Genomic DNA, 22,700 nt, shown 5'->3' with positions numbered 1-22,700 from the left:
CTCGGTGGCGTCTCATCTCTGCCCCGCCAGGGACTGTGCTCCGGCTCCGAGGCTGCCGCCACCCCAGGGCAGCAAATCAGCGAGAAGACCTCACTGATCGTTGAAAGAGTCCCTTTTCCATTTCTCAACGGCCGGGCGGAGCACCCCCACCTCGGCCGATGCGGCGACGCAGAGCGAGGGCCGTCCAGACGATGACGCTGATGCAGATCGAGGACGGCTCCAGCACGTCACCCCACAGCTCAGCAGCAGACGTCTCGCAGAGCCGGGCAGTGCTGTAGCTGCGGCGGCATGGCCCTCGGTCACCGTCGAAGACCCCCGCCGCATCCAAGGCCGCATACACAAAAGGCTTAGTATCGGCTTGCCTTAAAAGGATATTAGAGACGCCCATTAACGGCATAGACGACCGGCTCTCTCCATTTCCCAAGCTCAATCAGGGACCGTGCAACGCACCAACCCGGGTATGGCTTCTGAAGCACGTACGATATTGGCTCCCGGGGAGGGGATGCGACGGCTCTGCGTCCAGAGGGGGTAAGCCGGGTGACCTGGTCACTGGATCCTGAGGAGCAGTTGCAGCTAGCCCGTGCCCTTTTGGAAGTGGAGGGCATGCGGCGGCAGAGCGACCGGGATCTGTACATCCAGCTTCTGGAAGACGCCCTAGGGCACTACCTGCCCTTCGCACGCGATGACCGTCCTTTGCACGACGTGATGCATTTGGTGCGGGCATGCCTCGCCTACCCTGGGGCGATCCAGACTCTGGTAAAGATCGTTGAGCAGGTTTGTGGAGACAGCAGGGCCGTGCGGCGTGTCAAAGAACTGGTCGAGCAGCTGTTCCCTGAGCCGCTGCTGACCTTCCAGGAGCGCTCTGACCTGCACCGGATCGTGCGCGAGTCAACCGAAGGCGGGTTCAGGCCGATAGCCCCCGCCCTCGTCGCCGACTTGTACCGGAAGGCGGTGGAGCCGCTCGGGCCACCGCTGCACTGCGACCCCGGCAACCTGGGCGAAGTCCTCGCTCAGTTGGAAGAACTCACCAGTGGCCTGGATGGGGTTCCGCCACTGCTGGTGTTCGTCGAAAACCTGGCGGCCCAGATCGCCGAACCCACTGCAAGCGCGTTGCGTTCCTGGGCCGATCGGTTCGCCGACCGGCTCGAGCTGGCACCCGAGACCAGACGGGCGATCCGTGAGCGCGCCGTGCGCACTTTGGAAAACACCGCTCTCACTGCTGAGTCCGCAGGTCCCTACAGTTACCTGATCATCGAATTCCGGCCGGACGCCATCACCGCCGATCACTACCTCACTTCGGCCTGGCTGCAGTTCGATGGCGAACACGGCGTCATGCTCCGCTGCGACGATACGGATCCTCTCCCGCGGCACCGGCTGCAGGAGGTGATCGAGAAGCTGCTCGCTGATCCTCAGGTCGTCAACCGACCCCATGCCGACTTGATGGTCGAATTCGTCCTGCCCCGATCCCTGCTGGGGGTCCCCTTCGATCAGTTCAAGATCAATATCGAAGGACTGACCCGCCGGCTGGGCATCGAGTACCCGGTTGTAGTGCGCAGCTTCGATCGGATGCGCAGCAGGACGCTGCACCACAACTGGCGGCGCAAGTGGAACTGGCTGCGCGGCAACCCGACCCGGGCAAGCATGTGCCGGCTGCCGAAGCACGAACCTGCAGAACACGAGCTGCTGTACAGCAGCCTCTTGGAGAACTCCTCGGTCGGCGTCGCAATGCCTTTCCCACCACTAGCCGAGCATGGACAGATGCCGGACGAACTGTGGGTCGGCCTGCACGCAGGTATACCGATCGCCGTCTGGTGCCGCCAGGAACGCGAACCAAACCTTTTCTTCACCGAAGTCCAGCAGTTGTGGGACCAGGGCGTGCTGTCTCTTCCAGAAAGCGTGCTGCAGCTACGGCGCAAGGCCCTACGCGCGCTGGAGGAGGCCCCAACCAATGATCATCTCGGGTTCCAGCTCACGCTGATGTTCGACGATGCCGACCGGCTCCCCGAGCCCTATGTCCGGCTCAGTGCGCCGGCCTGACCACCGCTGGAGGATCCCCGTGGCGACGACCGAGCCCGCACCCGCCGCTTCACAGGAAGCCTGGTTCATTTACCGAGGAGACGGCCGGCCACACGACGGACTCGACCGGCTTCCGCCTCCGCCGCCATGGCGGCGTTTCGATCGTCCCGGCCCCGACAGGCGCAGGGATCGTGCGATCTCCTACCGGGCCGACAAGAACGTGGTCACGATGGTCAACGCCGCCATCTACCTGCGGCGCCCTCTGCTGGTGACCGGCAAGCCGGGAACCGGCAAATCGACACTGGCCTACAACGTGGCCTACGAGCTGGGGTTGGAACCCGTGCTGTACTGGCCCATCACCAGCAAGTCCACGCTGGCCCAAGGGTTGTACCACTACGACGCGATCGGTCGGTTGCACGAGACCAGCTTGCGTCAGGCCATGTCCTCCGCCGCCGACGGCGAGGCTCCGGACATCGGCCGCTTCATCCGGCTCGGCCCGCTGGGTACGGCGCTGCTGCCGCGGCAGCGCCCTCGGGTGCTGCTGATCGACGAGCTCGACAAAAGCGACATCGATCTGCCCAATGATCTGCTCAACGTGTTCGAGGAGGGCGGCTTCGCGATCCCGGAGCTGGAGCGGCTGCCCGAGGAGCAGTCGATCGTCCACGTGATGACCAATGACGGGCAGGACCGAGTGCCGGTGGAGCGCGGGCAGGTGCGCTGCTCGGCGTTCCCCATCGTGATCATCACCAGTAACGGGGAGCGTGAGTTCCCACCGGCGTTCCTGCGCCGCTGCATCCGGCTGATGATCGAACAGCCCGGTCCCGAGCAGCTCGCTGAGATCGTCGAGGCGCACCTGGGCAAGGAGGCACGCGAGCAGAGCGCCGACCTCATCGAGGAGTTCCTGCAGCGCCGCACTCGCGGTGAACTGGCCACCGACCAGCTGCTCAACGCCATCTATCTCGCCACCTCCGGGGCGCGTGCACCGCAGGCGACCATGGAGGAGCTGCGCGAAGCCGTCCTGCGCCCACTCGACGCCGCCGGTTCGTAATGCTCGACCGGTTCATCGAGGCCCTGCGCGGGCTCGACCCTCAGCCCACTGCCGAAGAGCTGGCCGACGCCCTCTGGCTGGCTCGTTATCTGTCCGCGCAGAGCAGTGCATCCGCGAGCGCTTCACACGCCAAGCCTTCGCTCCCACCCCCTGAACGGAAGGAAGGATCTCCCCCCACCGAGCCCGCGGCCCTGCGCCCGGACCCGCCGAGCCGCTCTGCGGTGACCAGGTCCGCGTCTCCACGGGCAGGCCTGCACCTGGCCTCACCCCAGGCCTCGGGCCCGCAGGTGATGCGTGTTCCCGCGCCACCCGCGCTCCCCCGGATATTGCGTTTGGCCCAGGCGCTGCGCCCGCTGCGGGTGGGAGCCGACTCCAGTACGCGCCAGTACCTGGACGAGGAGGCGACCGCCCAGCGAATCGCCGACACCGGCATCTGGCAGCCGGAGCTGCGTCCTGAGCAGGAACGCCGCCTGGACATCGCACTGGTGGTCGACGACAGTGCCTCCATGGCGGTCTGGCAGCGCACCGTCAGTGAGTTCCAGTCCGTCCTGGAACAGCTCGCCGCCTTCCGCGACGTGCGGGTGTGGCGGATCGACACCGACGATGACCGGCTGGCCCTGTATACCGGCGCTCCACGCACCGGGTCCGGCCGCAGCCCAGAGGAACTGATCGATCCGACTCACCGGCGGGTGGTCTTGGTCGTCAGCGACTGCATCGGCCGTGCCTGGAAGGACGGCCGGTTCGCAGCGCTGCTGGCGCGCTGGGGCCGGATGGGGCCGGTGGCGATCATCCAGCCGTTGCCGCAACGGCTGTGGTGGCGATGTGCGGCGAACGTGGTGCCGGTGTCGATCAGGGCGACGCAGCCGGGCCAGCCGAACGAACAGCTGGAGGTGCGGTCGCAGGAAAGCGGTGAGGCTCTTGCGGGCATCGCGATTCCGGTGCTGGAACTGGAGCCTCGCTGGCTGCGGCCATGGGCCGAGCTGGTCGGCGGCACGGCGAACCGGCTGACCGGCATGGCGCTGCCGACCGGCCGTCCGGTCGCCGAGGATTCTCCCGAGGACGAGCCGGACGGGCTCTCCCCCGCCGAGCGGGTGAAGCGGTTCCGCGCCACGGCCTCGCCCACGGCATTCCGCCTGGCCGCCTATCTGGCCGCCGCTCCGCTGCGACCGCCGGTGATGAGACTGGTCCAGCAGGCCATGCTGCCCGATTCCCGGCCCTCTCATCTGGCCGAGGTCTTCTTGAGCGGCCTGCTGCGCAAGACGGGGACGACCGCAGATCCCGAGGAGGCCGATTACGAGTTCCTCGACGGCGTCCGAGACATCCTGCTGAGCGCCCTCAAACGGAGTGAGGCGCTGCGTGTGGTGCAGGAGGTCTGGGAAGTCATGCGGAACCGGTGGGGAGCGGGGTCGGACTTTTCGGCATTGCTGCGCGCAGTGGAGCAGGGCGCCGAGACCCCACCGCTGGATCCGCCGTTCGCTCGAGTGACGGCACAGGTGCTGGCCCGTCTGGGCGGGCGCTATGCGGCGATCGCCGAGCGGCTGAGAGCCGAATTCGGATCCGCCGGCCCCACCGGGCAGCCAGATGAGTTCGAAGAGGACGACGCGCCGTTCAGCGGCCTGCCGCAAATCACCCGAGCCCGGCCGGCGGCGCCGGTATTGGGTGGCGGGCTGCCGCCGCGCAACCCGAACTTCATTGGACGCGACGAACTGCTGCTGCAGACCCGCCACCTGCTGAACAGCGGCGTCACAGCGCTGCTGCCACAGGCCCACCTCCTGGGAGGAGAAGGCAAGTCCCAGCTGGCGATCGAGTTCGCACATCGCCACATCGCCGACTACGACCTCATCTGGTGGATTCCCGCCGAGCAGATCACTTTGGCCAGGTCCTCTCTGACGTTGCTGGCGCGACGGCTGGGAACGCCGCTGAGCGACGACATCAACCGGACCGTCGAACGAGTACTCCAGGAACTGCGGAGAGGCGGGCGGTACCGGCGATGGCTGCTGATCTATGACAACGCCATAGACCCCGACGAGCTCATGCCGCTGATGCCGGCTGACCTGGTCGAAGGGCGGCTTGTCGTCCCACAGCAAAGAGGACTGGGACACGTCCTGGTCACTTCTGGTGACGAGCGGTGGCGCCAGCGGGCCACCGTGCTCCAGGTGGGCGTGTTCACCCGTGCGGAAAGCATCGCCTTCCTGCGCCACCAGGTACCGCGGCTGTCGGCGTCCGAGGCCCACCGGCTGGCCGCCCAGGTGGAAGACCTGCCGTTGGCACTGGAGCAGACCGCCGCGCTGCTGGGCGAGACCGGCCTGGAAACCGAGGAATACCTGCGGCAACTTGAGGCGCAGTTCACCCAGCAGTGGATTCGCACCCTGCCGCCGGAGTACCCAAGACCTCTGGCAGCGACGCTGGGACTGGCCTTCGAACGGCTGCGCCAGGACGCCCCGGCGACCGCACGGCTGCTGGAACTGTGGGCGTTCTTCGGGTCCGAACCAGTCCCCCGGGAGCTGCTGTCGAGCGGCGGCCATGCTCGGCTGCCGACCGTGCTTCAGGCGATCTTGGAGGATCCGCACCGGCTGACCCGGGCGATGAACGACATCAGCCGCTATGCGCTCGGCCGCTTCGACCGGCAGACGGCCAGTCTCCAAGTGCACCGGCTGGTGCGGGTGATGCTGCAGGCCAGGCTGCCGGGACGCAGGGGCGAGCAAGTCCGCAACCGCGTCCACCGGATCCTGGCCGCCGCGATCCCGGAGGCTCCCCCGGACAACGAGACCACCTGGGCGCGCAGGGAACAGATCGCCCCCCATGTGGTGCCCGCAGGCGCCATCGACGGCACGACCGAGCACGCCAGAGAAGTGGTGCTCGATCAGATGCGCTACCGGTACCTACTGGGGGACTTCGAAGGCGCCCGGGATCTCGGTGAAAAAGCCTTGGAACGGTGGAGCCCCCTGCTGGGCCCGGATGACGAGCAAGTGCTGGACGCCGGTCGCCAGATGGGGAACGTGCTGCGCTCCCTCGGAGAGGTCAGTGAGGCCAGACGGCTCAATGCGGAGGTCCACCGGCGCACCCTGGCCCGGTTCGGGCCGGACAATCTGAAGACCCTGCAAATCGCCAACAGCGTCGGGGCCGATCTGCGGTTGCAGGGTGACTTCGCCGGAGCGCTACGGCTCGACCGGCAAACCCTGCAACGCATGGTTCGCATACTCGGCAGGGATAGAGATGAAACGTTCAGGGTCGTCAACAACGTGGGCATCGACCTGCGATTGATGGGGCGTTTCCAGCAAGCTTATGAAATCGACTCAGACGCATTCGATCGGTTGCTCGGCCAGCATGGTCCGCGGCATCGCAGCACTTTGGTGGCGATGAACCAGGTCGCCCGTGATCTGCACGGGCTGGGCCGTTACCGAGAAGCCGAAACCCTGCACCGGCAGGCGCTGGAAATGATGCGGGAGACGCTCGGCCATGATCATGCCATCGTCCTGCAGGCGGAGATGAGCCGTGTCGGCACCCTGCGTCGGCTGGGGGCCTACCGGCAGGCCAGGAAGCTGGCCGAGGCGACGTTCGAACTCCACCGGCAGCGATTCGGCCGCGAGCACCCCGACACGCTGGCCGCGCAGCGCAGCCTGGCGGTGGCGTGCGCGGTCACCGGTGACGCCGAACGGGGACGGGAGCTGAGCGAGGAGGCATCGCGCGGATACCGCCGGCTTCTTGGCGCCGACCATCCGTTCACGCACGCCTGCGCCACCGACCTGGCCCTTAACCTGCGGGCACTGGGCGAGCACGAGGCCGCGCTCCTGGCCGACGACTCTGCCCTGCGTGCCCTGCAACGCACGCTCGGAGCCGACCACTACTACTCGCTCTGCTGCTCTGTGGGCCTGGTGCACGACCTGTTCCACACCGGCCGGCTGGAAGCCGCGCTGAGCAGATCAGAGGACACGCGCGCCCATTTCCGCGAGCAGTACGGCCCAGACCATGTCTACAGCCTCATCTGTGAACACAATCACCAGGTTCTGTTGAGAAGGCTGGGCCGTGAATCCTCAGGGCCTTCCCTTTCACAGAACCTCGCGAGCGTTCTTGGCGCAGATCATCCCGATGTACGTAGAGCCAACGCAGACGAGCTGATCGAATGCGACATCACCCCCATCCCCTTGTGAACATCACTCAGCCACACAGAATGGAATCCTCTGCTTGAGTGAAGTCTCCCACAAGGTGAATGCCGGGCATCAACTGCCGGAATCTTCCGGGAAGCGCTCGAGCCGCGCACCCCCCGAAAAGAGAACCTCTTTCAATACGTGGTCCCATGCGCCGGGAACGAGCCTCGGCGGGAACAGTTTTCAACCCGCCTTCTCCGCAGCTCAAAAAGGGCGGTCCGCAGCCCGGAGCGATGCCGTGACCTGGGACGTCACAGTACCGGGCGGCACCCGAACCCCATCCCAGACACCCAAGACCACGTACTGAAAAGGTTCAGCGCTCGGTGCTGTTCCGCCCCAGGGCATGACCTCGCCCCAACAGTGCCGTCCCATCCCTTACCTGCGGAAACGCATACTAAAAAAATTCTTGGAAGCGCGGTCGACAGGCGGAGGCGGCCAGCGGGGCACGACCGCAGTGGCCGGGGCAGCCGAAGCGATGGCGCCACGCCAGCCGGTCGGGCCAGCGGATGTCCCCGACGCGAAGCCGAGCGGGAAGAGCGGCACTCCCTCCACGCCGCCCGGGACGAGACAGCGGTCCGGAGCCGCCCCGGGAGCACCCGCCGGAAAAGGTTGATTGGTCAAGGACGTGGATCGTGGCCCGGAACGTTCCGTAAAGAGTGCCGGCTGCGGGCCGATCGGCCCTTGACACTTGCCGCGAAACGGTTGGAATGGGCGGTGAGCCCGCGCGCCGGACCTGGGGGAAGTTCGGCGTGCTCTCGCGGGGCCGGCGCAGATGAGGGGGTGCCCGGATGCGCGTGCTTGCCGACCGGAGAGGCGACACTCGTGAGCTGTTGTCCCGGCGCCTGGCGGCGGAGTTCGTCCCGCTGTCGGCCGAGACCGTGCGGCGGTGCGTCGCCGACGTGCTGGCATGCATGGCGCACCTGGGCGTGGAGCCGACGCCCTCGCTGGTCGAGCGCATGGCCCGCGAGCGGCTCACCGGGATGGTCAAGTCCGAGCCGCCGTCGGGGCGGGCCACGCCGTGGAGATCCCGATCACGGGAACGCTCCGGCGAGGCCCGCTGAGCAGATGCGCCGATACGCCCCGTCCCGGCCCCAGGCACCGGTTTTCGTGCCTTGTCGCGCGGTCCCGGTATGGACGCCACTGCCTGAAGGTAGAGTGGCGATGCGGGCATCGGCCGTCCCTCCCGGCGCCGCTTGAGCGGGCCCTGGCCGGGCGATCCTACGGCGGTCCGCGGCACCGCCCTGGTGATCTGGCACGTGACCGAGTCTGAGAAGGTGGAGGCGTGAACCCCCGCAGCCGTTCCTCCGGGGATCCCCAGCCGCCGCCGAACGAGATCGCCGGCATCTTCGACGACATGCTGCGGCACGCCCGTGAACTGCTGGCGGTGCGCAGCCCGCTGGACGCCGAACTGATCGTCAGCGAGATCCTGGGTACCTGGTGGGGGCACCGCACCCCCCAGGGCGACGCGGACCGCATCGTCGGAGAGGCGCTGATCGGGCACGCCGCGCGCGCCCGCGTGCCGGCGGCGCTGGCGCTGCTGACGGGGATGGCCTACCTGGGCACCGCCCGCCAGGCGGTCAAGGCCGAACGGGCCGCGCTGGACCTGATGGAGCACGGGGTGGCCCGGCCCGCCTGGTCGGACCGGGTCGGCATGGTCACCCCCGAGGAGTGCTTCACCTCCCGCGACGTCTACGGCGACCAGGACTCGGTGGTGTGCGTCTACAGCTACGCCGGCGAGGACCGGCACGCCCTGGTGGTGCAGGTCGATCACAACCGCTCCAGCATGGTGCGGGACGCCTGGGTGTCCTCGCGGGTCGGCAAGCTGCTGGAGCAGTGCCGCCATGAGCACCGCACCAACCCCCTGATGCGTTTCGTCGAGCTGGATCCGCGCGACGCCAGGGCCTTGCTGGAGCACGCCCTGGACCGCACCGACGCCGCCGAGCACCCGCCGGTCGCCGAGTCCTTCGCCCGCTACCACGCCTTCCTGCGGGCCCGGGTGCGGGCGCTGCCGCCGGGGGGCCGCCGGCCGACGGCGCCGGTGTACGGCAAGGACCGGCGGGCGACGCTGGCGGCCCGCTTCCTGGCCTCCGACGAGGCCGAGGAGCTGTCGGACCGGTCGGCCGCCGGCCGCTGCGTGGACCGCATCATCGAGTACGGCTGTGAGCACGACCAGGGCCGTCCGCTGCGGGTCAGCCCGGTCAAGTGCGAGATGTTCCTGCTGGACTGGCTGCCCCGCAAGGTGCTGCTGTCACCGGACGAGCAGGAGGCCATGCCGCACGTGCTGGCCGCCTGGGTGCGCTGGGCGGGCCGCCGCTCCGGGCTGCCGGATGAGGGGATCCGCGCGACGCTGGATGCGGTCTGGGACGCCACCGGCGCCTTCACCGAGGCCTACCGCGACCCGTCGGCGTTCGGGCTGGACCGCGACCTGGTGCGGCGGCTGCTGCCGGACGGGGAGCTGGACGCGCTGCCGCGCCGGGCGTTCGCGCTGCCCTTTTTGAACGGCGAGCATCACATTCCCGGGCATGGACGGGTCGATCTGGGCACGCTGAACCCGGCCGACCCGGGCGACCGGTGGATCATGCTGCGGTTCGAGCATCCCGATGACGCCGATGAGCACCTGATGGCGCATGAACGGCTGGCCGTGCGCCTGTGGCACGGGGACCCGCCCCAGCTGTGGGAGACCGCGCAGGCGCTGCTGGACAGGGGCTTTGAACGGCACGAGATCCTGCACCGGCTGATCGAGGTGCTGGAGCGGCACGGAGACGACCCGCAGGCGCTCCGCGCCCAGCTCGACACATTGCGTCACTCTCCTCCGCCGATGTGAGCAGGACCATGAAGATCAGCCGAGATCTCCGGTTTGCGGGAGACTTCTGAGAAGGCGATTATCAAATGCTCCGGGAATCCACCGAACCCGCCCGCGAGGCAAGCGCCACATCACTCGGAGCCCTGCCAAGCCCGCCGATGGCCAGTGAGGAGTGATCTTGTTGGAGTGGTCCGAGTTCGCCCAACGCCTCGGCCGTGAGCTGGCGGGTCTCGATCGCGACACGATCCTCATCATCCGCGAGCGCGCCGAAAGCAGGCACTACGTCCAGGCCATGCGGGAGGCGGACCGGCTGTACGCCGAGGCCGTCAGCAACTTCTTTCTGGAAGGGCCGCTGCTGCTGACGCCGGCTGATGAGGAGGTGCTCAGGGAGACCGGCTGGCGGCCGCCGAGCGACCCCGGCCCGCGCAACTGGTGGACCGAGCTGCCCTCGTTCGCCACCGTCGCCGACCACTTCCGGCTGGCCGACATGATGGTGCACGCGCTGCGGGACGTGCAGGGCGTGCGGCGGCCTTCCGACCTGGTGCACGAGTCGTTCCACCGGCTCGGCACCACGGGCCTGATCGAGCTGGTGGACCTGGGCATCCCCCCCGCCGACCCGGCCCGCGTCACCGAGCGGCGCTCCACCCCCGCCCCGGTGTCCCCCCAGCCGCCGGCGGCCCCGGCGGGCGATCCGGCCGCCGAAGGCCCGGCGGCCTCGGTCAACGGGGTCGCCCAGGGCGCCGCGTCCGCCCCGCCCGCGCAGGCCGGTTCCGACCCGCTTGCCCAGGCGGATCCCGACGGCGGCGAACTGGAGCGGCGGCTGGCCGAGGCCAAGCGGCAAGGAGACCACGTCACCTACTTCGACCTGCTGCTGCGTTCGGACCTGGTCCTGCCGCTGCCCGAGGAGCCCGGGGCGGCCGATCCGGTCACCACCACGATCGCCGGCACCACCTACGTGGTGGCCTTCTCCTCGGTCGGCGCGATGACCGCGGCGATGCGGCCGGGGTCGCCCACTCCGCCGCCGCACCGCCTGGTGTCGTTCGGCACGCTCGCCGCCACCTGGCCGAACCCGTCGTGGTCACTGGCCGTCAACGCGGGCCTGCCCAGCGAGATCCTGCTGGATGCGGCGGCCATCGCCCGCCTGGACCAAAGCCGCCGCACCGCCGGCCAGCCCGCCTCCCCGGCGTCCCTGCCCACCGAGCCGTTCTCTCCCGAGGCCGCCGGGCCGCAGCAGGCCCCCTCGCCCAACGGGGGCACTCCCCCTCAGGCCGCGCTCCCGCCGGACGCCTCCGTCCCGCCGTCCCGGCATGCCACCGGCTCATCGCCCCTCCCACCGGACGATCACGCGGCCTCCCCCCGGCACGCCGCCTCCATCCCGCAGGGGGCGGGCCCCCAACCCGGTGGCCCTGCCGCACCGTCTCAGCACACCACCCCCGGCGGCGGCATCCCGGTACCGGACGCACACACCGGCCCCCAGCCCACCGCCTCCGACGGCCAGCCCACACCGAACAGCCCCGCCCTCGTCCCGAACGCGGGCACCGGACCACAACCGACGCTCGGCGAACACACCACCCCCGGCGGCGTCCCGGCCCCTCACTCGGGGCCTGCCGCCCAGGACGACCGCACCGCCTCCCCCCGGCACACCGCGTCCGAGGGCGATGTCCCCCCACCGGAGGCGCACACCGGGCCGCAGCCCGCGATGCCCGGGGGCCATGCCGCACCGCATCACCGCGCTCCGCACGCGGGCACCGGGCCACAGCCGACGCTCGGGGAGCACGCCACTCCCGGCGGCGGCGTCCCCACGCCGGCCACGCACACCGGACCGCACCCTGCAGCGGACTCCGCCTCCCCTCAGGGCGTCTCTTCCGGCAGCGGCGTTCCCGCGGCAGAGGCTCCCTCGGGACCGCAACCGGCCGGCGTCGGCGTTCCCCGTCCGCAGGACAGCGGGCCGCAGCCCGTCCCCGGCGACGGCGGCTCCGCACCGGAGGCGGCCTCGGGACCGCAGCCGGCCGGTGCTCCGTTCGCGCAGGCCACCGGCCCGCAACCGGCCGGTCATGCCGTCCCCGGTGTCCCCGAGGGTCTCGGCGCACCGGGCCGGCGCACCGGGCCGGACACCGCCGGCGACCGTGCGACGTCCGCGCCGGACGATGCGGACGAGCGGCTCGCGGGCGGCCGGCACCGCCGCGGTCCCGCTGAGCGCTCCCACCCCCTACGAGGCGGCGGGGAGCGGCCCTGCCGCGCCGGGCGGACCACCGGCTGCGGCTCCCGCGCCCCCCGGCCGACACGCCGCCCCGGCGGGCCCCACCGGGGCACCGTCCGGCGACGTCAGGGCGATACGGCTCCCTCAGGGCGCCCAGATATGGGAGGACCTGGGGGACGGCACCCGGTCCCGGCCGCTTGCGGTCTACGACGCCGCCGGCGGCGGCTGGGTGCGCATGCGGGTGGATGCCATCGGGGAACCCGAATGAAATAAGCGATGGGGTAGCGTTCCACCCGCTACCGTCACATCGCGCCAATTGATCACCTGCCTGCCGGGGAGTTCAATCATTTGGACTGGACCGATTTCGCACAGCGGCTGACCCGTGAGCTGATGCACCTGCCGATCGACGCGTTCGTCATCGTGCAGGGCCCGGGCGGCCTTCCGTACGTGCAGGCCATGCGCTACCGGAACGGGCTGCACGCCGAGGCGGTCAGCAGCGACTACCTGCCCGAGCCGCTGACCGCCAAGCAGGAATCGCGCCTGTCCCAGATGGGCTGGCTGGCCCCTGACGGCCAGGCCCGCCGCAACTGGTGGTGCCGGGTCATGCTGCCGGCCGACATCGCCGACATCACCCCCGAGCAGGCCGCCGAGTGCGGTGAGCTGGCCGACCGCATGGTCGGTGCGTTCAGCGACGTGTACGGGATCTCCTCGGTGGCCGAGCTGACCTATGAGGCGAGCCGGGGCGGCGAGCAGCCGGCCTTCCTGCCGATGCCCGGCCTGGGCATCCCGGCGGCCGGAACTCCGGCCGAAGAGGAGCTGCTGAGCTGGACGGAGTTCACCGAGCAGCTGGCGGGCGAGCTGGCGTCGATGGAGCCGGAGATGGTGATCGTGATCTCGCACCGGCTCCAGGAGAGCTACTACGTGCAGGCGTTCCGGGACGCGCAGCGGGTGCGGGCGGAGGCGGTCAGCGGGCGGGCCCTGCCGCCGTCGGCGCCCGCCTTCGACGCCCGCACCGAGGAGCGGCTGGCCGCGGCGGGCTGGCGGCCGCCGGGCGAGCATCCCAACTGGACCTGCGAGCTGCCGGCCGGCGCCTCCCCGGAGGAGTACCGGCGGCTGGCGGCGATGATGGTCACCGCGCTGCGGGACGTCCAGCTGGCGGGCAACCCCGCCGATCTGGTGTACGAGGCGTTCATCGGCGCCTCCCACGTGGAGCTGACCGAGTTCGGCATTCCCCTCGCCGACCCCGCCCGGGTGGACGTGCGCCGGGCGAGCCGGCCGCTGCCGGGGCGGACGCCCCCCGAGCAGCCGCCGCCCGCCGCGGAGCAGGCCCCCGCCGCGGGTTTCGCCTCCCCCGCCGCGGCGGCCCCGCTTTCGCCGAGCGATGTGGAGGCGGAGCTGGTCGCCGCCAAGTCCCGCGGGGACCAGGCCGGGTACCTGGGAGTGCTGCTGCGGTGCGTGCTGTATGTGCCGGTCACCGAGGACGGGCAGCCGGTCACCGCCGACTACCGCGACGGGACGTACGTGCTGGCGTTCACCTCCCCGGAGGACATGGACTGGGCGCTCGGCGGCAAGCTGATGGACTACCGGCGCACCACGTTCACGGAGCTGGCGCTCAACTGGCAGCGCCCGGACTGGCAGCTGGCGATCAACACCAGGCTGCCGAGCGCCGCCTACATCGACACCAGCACCATCCTGCAGACCGCCGAGCGGGCCCGCGGGGGATCGCCGGTGCCGCCCGCCTCCCGGGCACCCGCCGCGGACTCCCCCGGCCCGGAACGCACCGGCCGGTCCGCCACCGAGAGCGGCACGGTGGCCTGGAGCGCCTTGGTCAAGCGGCCCGATGAGCCCGCCGCCGGGCAGGGCTCACCGGCCGAAGACGAAACGGCCGCCTCCTCCTCTGAAAGCCGGTCCGGGACGGCCGATGCCCTCCAGGGCGACCCTTTGGAGAAGGAGGCCGTGGCCGCGGGCACCGGCCGGTCCGCCACCGCCGCGGACTCCCCCAAAGACCGTTCCCCGGCCGCGGACGTTCTCCAGACCGGCGCGTCCCCGAACGTCGCGCCTAGCCCGCCGCCGGACCGGCCCGCCGAGCCCGCCCAGCCGGCAGGAGACGAGGCCGCCGGCCCGTCCGCCCCGCACGAGCCCTCCCCGGCCGGCGATCCGCCTCCGCGGGTCGCGGAAGGCCCGGCCGCCGGCCGGAGCGCCGCGCCCTCCGGCACCCGCGAGCAGGCCGGTGACAAGGCCGCCGACGATGTTCCGGAGGCGGGCGTGGTCATGCAGAAGGTCATCAGACCCGACCACGTCGTCCACTACCTGGAGGGCGGCTACGACTGGGTCGCCGGCCGCATCTACCGGCTGCAGGACGTCAGCGGCCTGCGGACGGCCGGGCAGCTGATCGGCGAGCTCGGGCTGGACCGGGAGGGCTCGGCGTTCTCGCCCGGCGACGCGCAGGTGTTCGTGATCCGCTGGCCGGTGCTCAAGCCGGCCCTGCTGCGGCCCGTTCCCCCGGCCGCCGGCTCGACGGTGCCGGCGTTCCGCACCGGCAGCCAGCGGCTGCCGCACGGGGCGGAGATGTTCGCCATCGATCAGCTGGGCAACGAGACGTTCCTGGCCGTCTACGACGCCGACGTCCGCGGCTGGATCCGGATCGAGGAGGCCGTGCAGTGACCGTCCGGGACGGGTTTTACGCGAGCTGGCGGGGCCTGGAGTACGAGGCCAGCCCGGACGGCGAGGTGGTCAGGCTCTACACCGGCGCGCCGGCCGAGGGGTTCTTGGAGGCGGCCCCCGGACGTCATGTGCGGGTGGTGGCCGCCGACGAGGTCGACCACCTGGTGTACGTGGTCACGCTGTGCACCTGGCGGGGCGAGCCGTTCCAGGTGCTCGGCGAGCACGAGGAATGGCTGCGGGTGGAGTACCTCGGGCAGGATCCGGCGGTCGCCGAGCGGCTCGGCCTGGAGGAGTTCGACCTGGGGGTCTACCACGCCTGGGCGCCCCGCGAGGAGGTCAGCGACCTGCGGGAAGAGCGGTTGTGACCGGCGCGGGGCCGGCGGTGGGGCCCTGCCCGGCCGGGCAGCCGGCGGACCCGGTCGCCTGGTGCGCCTTGAGCGCCAGCATCAGGCAGACGCCGGCGACGGTCACGCTGACGGTCACGACGGCTCGGTGCATGTCGGCCCCTTTTCAGAACTCGAACGACTCGTAGTGGATGTGCCGGCGCCGCACTCCGGCTCTCCGCAGGGCCCGTATGACGGCCTGCATCATGCCGGGAGGCCCGCACAGGTAGACGTCGCGGTCGGCCACATCCGGCACCAGCCGCCGCAGCGCGCAGGTGGTCAGCGGGCAGGAGTGGGCCGCCGGTTCGTCCACGAAGCAGTGGACGCGGCCCGGCCGCCTGCCGGCGATCTCCTCCAGCTCGGCGCGCAGCGCCAGGTCCTCGGGGCGGCGCGCAAAGTACAGCAGCACCGCATCGCCCGGCAGCGTCTCGAACAGCGTCCGCAGCGGGGTGATGCCGACGCCGCCGGCCACCAGCAGCGCCTTGCGCCGCGGGCGCCGTCCCGCGGTGAACCCGCCGTAGGGGCCCTCCGCCCACACCCGGGTGCCGGGGCGCAGCCGGGCCAGCGCGCCGCTGTGGCCTCCGACGTCCTTGACGGTGATGCGCAGCCGGTGCGGGGACGGCGGCGCCGACAGCGAGTAGGGGGAGGCGGTCCACCACAGGCCGGGGGCCCAAAAACGCCACCGGAAGAACTGGCCGGGTTCGGCGCGCAGCTCCTCCAGGTGCGCGCCGGTGAGGTACACCGAGACGACGCCGGGGGCCTCGGGGCGGACCCCCAGCACCCGCAGCCGGTGCCGCAGGCCGCGCCGCACCGGGGTGATGAGGCGGTACCACACCAGCAGCGCCGCCGTGACGAGGTAGAGCGCATACCAGGCCAGCCGGGCCGGGCGGTTCCCGACGAACTCATCGCCGTTGGACAGCACGTGGAAGAAGCCCAGGAAGATCGCCAGATAGGTGGCCAGGTGCAGCAGCTGCCAGGCCTCATACGGCAGGCGGCGGCGGACGGTGCGGGCGGAGATGCCGCCGACGCCGACCAGCAGCACCGTCGCGACGGTGGCCTTGAGCATGTCCGGCTGGTCCAGCACCACGGTCGCCGCCCCGCTCGCCAGGCCGGTGCGGGTGTTGACCGAATAACCCCAGATCGCCAGCAGGGTGTGGGCGACGGCCAGCCCGACGACATAGCGCCCGCCGAAGGCGTGCCAGCGGGCCAGCCGGTCGGTGCCCACGCCCCGGTCCAGCGCCGGCACCCGGGCCATCAGCAGCAGCAGGACGGCGCAGCCGTACCCGGCCAGCAGCCCGGTGATCCGCCCGGCCCCGGCGATCAGGGCGCCCGGCCCGGACGCCGGCGGGGTGTTGACCCACCACAGCGCCAGCACCCCGGCCGCCCCGCCGGCGATCAGGGCGAGCAGCGCGTGCGGGCCGATCCGCCGGGCGGGCGGCGCGCAGGCGGCTCGCCGGGCATCGCGCGTTCCGGCGGGGCTGGAGCGGACGGTCGTCACAGGAAACTCCTCCCGACGGCGTCAGCCGGACGGACCCGGGCGACCGCTGCCCGGTTCGGGGCCCGCGGGGCCGGGCGAAGCTCTGTGCCTCCTCTGCCAAATGGGCATTCCCGGGGAATGTGAGGTTTCTCGGAGCGAAAGGCAAAGGATCGGACGATTACCGACCAGTCCGCAGAGTCGTCCCATCGTCCCCGCCGCGGGTCATTTCACGGGAACCCGGAGGCACCGCCCGCGAGGGCCGCCGTCCCCACGTCAGCGGCGGCGGGGCTGCAGCTCGGTGTAGGCGGCGCGGACGTCCTCGGCGGTCAGCACGGTCAGGTCGGCGGGCGTGGCGGCGGCGCCGAGGCGGGCGGCGCGCAGCGCCCGGGAGGCGCAGGCCCGCTCGTACAGGGAACGGGCGAAGCGGCCGTTGCCGAGCTCGTCGATGCGGCCCAGCCCGCAGACCCGCTGGAAGATGCCGGCCAGGTCGTCCAGGGCGGCCTCGTCCCAGCGGTCCCCGCCCTGCTCGGCGATGACCTGGGCGATCTTCAGCAGTTCATCGGGCCCGTAGGAGGGGAACACCACCCGCACGTCGAACCGGGAGGCCAGGCCGGGGTTGGAGCGCAGGAAGCGGTCCATGTCGGCCTCGTAGCCGGCCAGCACGACCACCAGGCGGTCCCGGTCGTCCTCGGCGCGTTTGAGCAGGGTCTGCACGGCTTCGGCGCCGAAGGCGTCGCCGCCGCTGTAGCCGGGGTTGTCCAGGGCGTAGGCCTCGTCGATGAACAGCACCCCGCCGAGCGCCGAGTCGATCACCCGGTTGGTCTTGATGGCGGTGGCGCCCAGGTGCTCGCCGACCAGGTCGACCCGGTGGGCCTCCACCACCGTCGGGCGGGCCAGCAGCCCGAGCGCGGCGAACACCCGGCCCAGCACCCGCGCCACGGTGGTCTTGCCGGTGCCCGGCGGGCCGACGAACACGAAATGCCGCATGGGGGGCCGGGTGGGCAGGCCGCGCTCGGCGCGCATCTGGGCGACCTGCAGCTGCGCGGCGATCTCCCGGACCTGCCGCTTGACCGGCTCCAGCCCGATCATCGCATCCAGCGAGGCGAGCGCCTCCTGCAGGGTGGGGGTCTCGTCATAGCCCCGGTACTGCTCGGTGACCTCGGCGAAGGCGGCCTCCACGTCCTCGGCCCGCACCGTCACCAGTTCCTCGGCGGTGGGCCGGCGGCCCGACCAGGCGCCGGAGCCGACCACCCGCACGTCCCGGGCGCGGGCGGCCGCCTCGGTCAGCGACCGCACGAACCGGCCGTTGCCGAGCTCGTCGATGAGGCCGCGGCGGCACACCTCCTCGAAACGGGCGCGCAGCCGGCGGACGGCCTCCTCATCCAGCCGGTCCTCTCGCAGCCCGGTGTGGTATTCGGCGATCCGCAGCAGCTCCTCGGGGGTGTAGGAGGGAAACCGCACCCGGGTGCTGAACCGGGAGGCCAGTCCCGGGTTGGAGTCCAGGAACTCGGCCATCTGCGCCTCGTAGCCGGCCAGGATGATCACCAGGTTGTCCCGGTCGTCCTCGGCGCGTTTGAGCAGGGTCTGCACGGCCTCGTTGCCGAACCGGTCCACCTGGCCGTCGGCGGCGTTGACCAGCCCGTAGGCCTCGTCGATGAACAGCACCCCGCCGAGGGCCGAGTCGATCAGCCGGTTGGTCTTGATGGCGGTGGCGCCCAGGTGCTCGCCGACCAGGTCCGCCCGCTGGGCCTCCACCACCGTGGGGCGGGGCAGCAGCCCGAACGCATAGAAGATGCCGGCCAGCACCCGCGCCACGGTGGTCTTGCCGGTGCCCGGCGGGCCGACGAACACGAAATGCCGCAGCGGCTTTTCGGTGGGCACTCCGGCGGCGGCGCGCAGGTGGGCGGCCTCGATGGCGGCGGCGATCGAGCGGACCTGCCGTTTGACCGGCTCCAGCCCGATCATCGCCTCCAGCTCGGCCAGCGCGTCCCCCACCGAGATCTGCGGGGCCTCCTCGGCGGGCTCGCGCAGCTCGGCCGCGGCGAGCTGCTCGTAGGCGGCCTGAGTGGCCGGGGGGACCCCGGCGGTGACCGCCTCGCCCGCGCCGGGCTCCGCCTCGTCCCCGCGGCCGGTGGCGGCCTGCTGCTCTTGCACCCAGCCGGTGTCGTAGGCCTCGGCGGGCACGGCGCGGCGGGACTGCTCCCAGCGGTAGCCGAGGATCGCCAGCGCGGTGATCCAGGCGGGCGCCACGTGCAGCGCGTGCAGCGGGCGGGCCAGGGCGGCGGCCACCAGCCCCGCGGCCGTCAGCGCCAGCAGCACGGTGCGCCAGGGCGCATACCCCCGCAGCCGGACCGCGCCGAACGCCACGGGCACCCCCAGCAACGCCAGCAGGAGGCCGTGGTGGCCGGGCCGGGGATACTGCTGGCCCAGCGGGACGGACACCGCCGCCCAGCAGGCCACCACCGCCGCCACGGCCATGCCGGCCGGTGAGCGCATGGTCAGGTGGCAGACGGCCAGCACGGCCGCCAGCGCGCCCGCCGTCCCCGCCACGACGGCGGCGGGCAGGTGGGCCAGCACGGTGACGGCGACCGCCACGGCGATCAGCACCGCCCCGCCCAGCAGGCGCAGCCCCGGCTGGATCTGGAAGTAGCGCCAGCGGGCGCGCTCGAACAGATCCCGCAGCGCGCTCCCCGCCGCCGGGCGGGGAGGGGATCCGCCGACCTCGCATGGCATGGGTTCCGACTGGCCTCCTCGGTCGCCCGGGGATCTTCCGCCGCGCCATGGGCGGTCAGGTCCGATCATGCTCCACCTCGCGCCCCGCGCCTGTCCAGACTCGCACGCCACGGGCCCGGGAACCATCCTGCCGCCGGATGCCGGGCGGATCTGTGCCGGGGGACACCGGCCGGCCTCTCTTGCGGTGCCCGCTCCCCCGCTTCCGGACGTCTCGGACCCGCCCTGGGGAAGCGGCGCAGCCACACGAAGGTTCACTGGTAGATTCCCGCCCGTGACCGGCCCGCCCGGCAGGCTCACCGCAGCGGGCGGGCGCCGAAGTTCCGCCGTTCACGTTCGGAGAACCCCATGACCGATGCGCTGCCGGGGCTGGAGGAGCCGCAGGCGCCGGCGCGGGATCCGCGGCGGGCCGGCGACGAGATCGAACGAAGGCTGCGCGAGGCCGGGGCGGTGCGGATCGCCGGGGTGGACGAGGTGGGCCGCGGCGCCTGGGCCGGGCCGGTGGTGGTCTGCGCGGCGATCGCCGGGCCCGGCGCGCCCCCGTCCCTGCCCGGCCGGGGCGGCGGCACGGTCCACCTGACCGACTCCAAGCTGCTCACCCGGGCCCAGCGGGAGGCGTTCGCCGAGATCCTGCCCGCCTGGCTGGAGGCGCACGCCCTCGGCGCCGCCGAACCCGCCGAGATCGACCGGGTGGGGATGACCGAGGCGCTGCGCCGGGCGGCCGTGCGGGCGCTGCAGGCGCTGCCGCACCGGCCCGATGCGGTGATCCTGGACGGCAAGCACGATGTGCCGGGCGCCCCGTGGCGGGTGCACTGCCAGGTGGGGGCCGACCGGCGCTCGGTGTCGGTGGCGGCCGCGTCCGTCCTGGCCAAGGTGCACCGGGACCGGCTGATGGCCCGCCTGGAGGAGGAGTTCCCCGGCTACGGGTTCGCCGACAGCGCCGGCTACCCCTCCCCCGCCCACCGGCGGGCGCTGCAGGAGCACGGGCCGACCCCCCACCACCGGCTGTCCTGGTCGTACCTCGATGACCTGCCGCGATGGCGGCACCTACGTAAACGTCACGACCCGTTGACCGAAACGGGACAACTCTCGCTTCTTTAGACGGCTCATAAGCATCCGTCACACGGGTAAGCCTCGTGAACATACGGAGGTGCGTGTGATGGACGCCGTTGTCAAAAAGTTGCTGCGCGAGGCCGGGCGGACCTACGCCGAAGAGGCCGGGGTCGTGGTGAAGGACCAGCCGCCGGCCCTGTTCAAGCTGCTGGTCCTCAGCAGTCTGCTCAGCTCCCGCATCCCCGCCGACATCGCGGTGGCCTCCGCCCGGGAGCTGTTCGCCGCCGGAGGCGGCACGGCACGCGGCCTGGCGCGCATGTCCTGGCAGGACCTGGTGGACGCGCTGGGCCGGGACCGCTGCATGCGCCACGACGAAAGCGCCCCCACCCGGCTGAGCGACACCGCCGAGCTGGCGCAGCACAAATACGACGGAGACCTGCGGCGGCTGGCCCGCGACAGCGGACGCGACCGGGTCCGGGCCGCCGAGCTGCTGCAGGAGTTCCCCGGATTCGGCCCCGCCGGGGTGGACGCCTTCTGCCGGGAGGCCCAGGCCATCTGGCCATGGCTGCGCCCCTACTTCGATGAGCAGGCCCGCGCGGGCGCCGAGCGGCTCGGCCTGCCCACCGATCCCAAACGCCTGGCCGACCTGGTGCCCGACAAGGACCTGGCGCGTTTCGCGGTCGCGCTGGTGCGCGTCCGCCACGACGAGAAGCTCGCCGACGCCATCGTCAAGAACGGCAAATGACAACTACCCCGCAAACCGCCCGATGAACACTCCGCTTCGCAATCGATGACCGTCTTCTTCTGAGAAGCGCCCGGTCGCAGGCGAACCCGCCCGGTTCGCCTGCGGCCGGGCGGTTTCAGTCCTTACCGCGGGTCGCCACCCACCGCAGGCCCCAGCCGTAGGCGCGGTCGACCTCCACCTTGCCCCAGCGGGGACGGCCCGGCGGCGGCTGGATGAAACGGCCCTCCCGGCGAACCACCAGCTCCCCGCCCACGTTCTCGATCAACGCCAAGACGACGTCGCGGGAGCCGTCGCGGCAGCCGCTTATCTTCATCTCGATCGGCGGTGAACCGACCGGATACAAGGTCGCGGTGGCCTCCACCCCCCGGAAGTCCGGGGCACCGTCGTAGATCTCGGCGAAGACCAGGATCCGCCGGAACTCGGCGGCATGATCCAAATTGATCGTCAAATTCTCGCCGGTGTCGCTGCCGCCGATGCGGTCATCGCGGTCGAGCTGGATGTAGGGCGGGCGGTGCAGCGAGCCGAAATCACCGATGGCGTGGACGATGCCTTTTCTGCCGTCGGTCAACTCCCACAGGCAGCACAGGTCCAGATCCAGGTCGATGCCGCGGCGGAGTTTGCCCAGCGGCCCCCTGGCCGCCCCGGGACGGGCCTTCCAGACCAGATTGACCCGCATGTTGCCGGCGGTGGCGCCCTGCTTGGTCAGCGAGACCGCGGGAGCGTCCTTGGTCAGCGAGATCTTGCCGAGGCCGGCCGGCCGCACCGGGGGCTGCGCGGCGGGGGGCGGAGGCGGGCCGGGCGCATCGTCCACCGTGATGCCGAAATCCGTGGCCAGCCCCGCCAGGCCGGTGTCGTAGCCCTGCCCGACGGCCCGGAACTTCCAGACGCCCCGCCTGCGGTACAGCTCGCCCAGCACGAGCGCCGTCTCCGTGGTGGCGCCGGTGCAGTCGAAACGCGCCACCTCGGCGCCGTTGGAGGCATCCAGCACCCGCACATGCAGCCCGTGGAACCGGGCGAAGGCGCCGCCGTCGGCGGAGGCGGCGATCACGATGGTCTCGATCTGCGGTTCGACCCGCGTCAGATCCACCCACAGCACGTCCCGGCAGAGCGAACCCCGCCGCTTTCCCTCATGCCGTACCGCCCCGGACGGATGCCGCGGCTGGTTGTAGAACACGAAATCGTCGTCGCCGCGGACCCTGCCCGCCGCCAGCAGCAATGCCGAGATGTCCGCGTCGGGCACTCCCGGGCCCTGCGTCCATCCCATCTCGACCCGGACGACGGGAACCGGCACCGGGACGTTGGCGCCCTTGGGCATACTCATGAAACCCAACTTAAGCTCATGAAAAGCAACTTAAAACGGCAAGTCCGATAGCGTTATGTTTTCGCTTTCGGATGCATGGAGACGCCGGTCCGGGCGGCGTCGGATCACCCCC

At 71.4% G+C, this 22,700-nt stretch carries 13 protein-coding genes; 10 read left to right on the top strand and 3 right to left on the bottom strand.

The window, feature by feature from the left end:
• Positions 1 to 537 precede the first annotated feature (537 nt).
• The 8 genes from TCUR_RS07910 to TCUR_RS07875 all read left to right on the top strand — a co-directional run bounded on the left by TCUR_RS07910 (position 538) and on the right by TCUR_RS07875 (position 15,244).
• Positions 538 to 2,037: a VMAP-C domain-containing protein gene (locus TCUR_RS07910; protein WP_012851962.1), complete on the top strand. Its 1,500-nt coding sequence runs from the start codon at positions 538 to 540 to the stop codon at positions 2,035 to 2,037.
• Positions 2,038 to 2,245: 208 nt separating this feature from the next.
• Positions 2,246 to 3,064 carry an AAA family ATPase gene (locus TCUR_RS07905; protein ID WP_245537008.1) on the top strand — a complete coding sequence of 273 codons (819 nt, stop codon included), beginning with the start codon at positions 2,246 to 2,248 and terminating at the stop codon, positions 3,062 to 3,064.
• Positions 3,064 to 7,215: an FxSxx-COOH system tetratricopeptide repeat protein gene (gene fxsT, locus TCUR_RS07900; protein WP_012851960.1), complete on the top strand. Its 4,152-nt coding sequence runs from the start codon at positions 3,064 to 3,066 to the stop codon at positions 7,213 to 7,215. The genes TCUR_RS07905 and fxsT overlap by 1 nt, the downstream gene beginning before the upstream one ends.
• Positions 7,216 to 8,000: 785 nt before the next feature.
• On the top strand, positions 8,001 to 8,273 hold the full coding sequence (locus tag TCUR_RS07895) for a hypothetical protein (protein ID WP_012851959.1): 273 nt from the start codon (positions 8,001 to 8,003) through the stop codon (positions 8,271 to 8,273).
• 221 nt (positions 8,274 to 8,494) lie between these two features.
• Positions 8,495 to 10,036 (top strand): hypothetical protein, encoded by a 1,542-nt coding sequence (locus TCUR_RS07890; RefSeq protein WP_012851958.1) that lies wholly within the window; start codon positions 8,495 to 8,497, stop codon positions 10,034 to 10,036.
• Positions 10,037 to 10,193: 157 nt separating this feature from the next.
• Entirely contained in the window at positions 10,194 to 12,488 is a 2,295-nt protein-coding gene (locus TCUR_RS27480) for an SseB family protein (RefSeq protein ID WP_245537007.1), read from the top strand.
• 75 nt (positions 12,489 to 12,563) lie between these two features.
• Positions 12,564 to 14,879: a TY-Chap domain-containing protein gene (locus TCUR_RS24805; protein ID WP_012851956.1), complete on the top strand. Its 2,316-nt coding sequence runs from the start codon at positions 12,564 to 12,566 to the stop codon at positions 14,877 to 14,879.
• On the top strand, positions 14,876 to 15,244 hold the full coding sequence (locus TCUR_RS07875; protein WP_012851955.1) for a hypothetical protein: 369 nt from the start codon (positions 14,876 to 14,878) through the stop codon (positions 15,242 to 15,244). The genes TCUR_RS24805 and TCUR_RS07875 overlap by 4 nt, the downstream gene beginning before the upstream one ends.
• A gap of 145 nt (positions 15,245 to 15,389) precedes the next feature.
• Here the strand turns inward: TCUR_RS07875 and TCUR_RS07870 are convergent, their stop codons facing one another.
• Both TCUR_RS07870 and TCUR_RS07865 read right to left on the bottom strand, forming a co-directional pair.
• The gene (locus tag TCUR_RS07870) at positions 15,390 to 16,760 is read right to left on the bottom strand and encodes a ferredoxin reductase family protein (protein ID WP_012851953.1); all 1,371 of its coding nucleotides are present in this window, start codon (positions 16,758 to 16,760) and stop codon (positions 15,390 to 15,392) included.
• Between the two features lie 252 nt (positions 16,761 to 17,012).
• A complete protein-coding gene (locus TCUR_RS07865) occupies positions 17,013 to 19,472 on the bottom strand; it encodes an AAA family ATPase (RefSeq protein ID WP_012851952.1) in 2,460 nt (819 codons plus the stop codon).
• A gap of 345 nt (positions 19,473 to 19,817) precedes the next feature.
• Between TCUR_RS07865 and TCUR_RS07860 the strand changes: the two genes are divergently transcribed.
• Positions 19,818 to 20,570, top strand: coding sequence for a ribonuclease HII (locus tag TCUR_RS07860; protein WP_012851951.1), 753 nt, complete (start codon positions 19,818 to 19,820; stop codon positions 20,568 to 20,570).
• Between the two features lie 58 nt (positions 20,571 to 20,628).
• Positions 20,629 to 21,267 (top strand): hypothetical protein, encoded by a 639-nt coding sequence (locus tag TCUR_RS07855; protein ID WP_012851950.1) that lies wholly within the window; start codon positions 20,629 to 20,631, stop codon positions 21,265 to 21,267.
• A gap of 115 nt (positions 21,268 to 21,382) precedes the next feature.
• Here the strand turns inward: TCUR_RS07855 and TCUR_RS07850 are convergent, their stop codons facing one another.
• Positions 21,383 to 22,588, bottom strand: coding sequence for a TerD family protein (locus tag TCUR_RS07850; protein WP_012851949.1), 1,206 nt, complete (start codon positions 22,586 to 22,588; stop codon positions 21,383 to 21,385).
• Positions 22,589 to 22,700 lie beyond the last annotated feature (112 nt).

Source organism: Thermomonospora curvata DSM 43183 (assembly GCF_000024385.1).
GTDB lineage: Bacteria > Actinomycetota > Actinomycetes > Streptosporangiales > Streptosporangiaceae > Thermomonospora > Thermomonospora curvata.
Note: the sequence above shows the minus strand (reverse complement) of the source record. Positions and strands in the feature narration are given on the sequence as shown.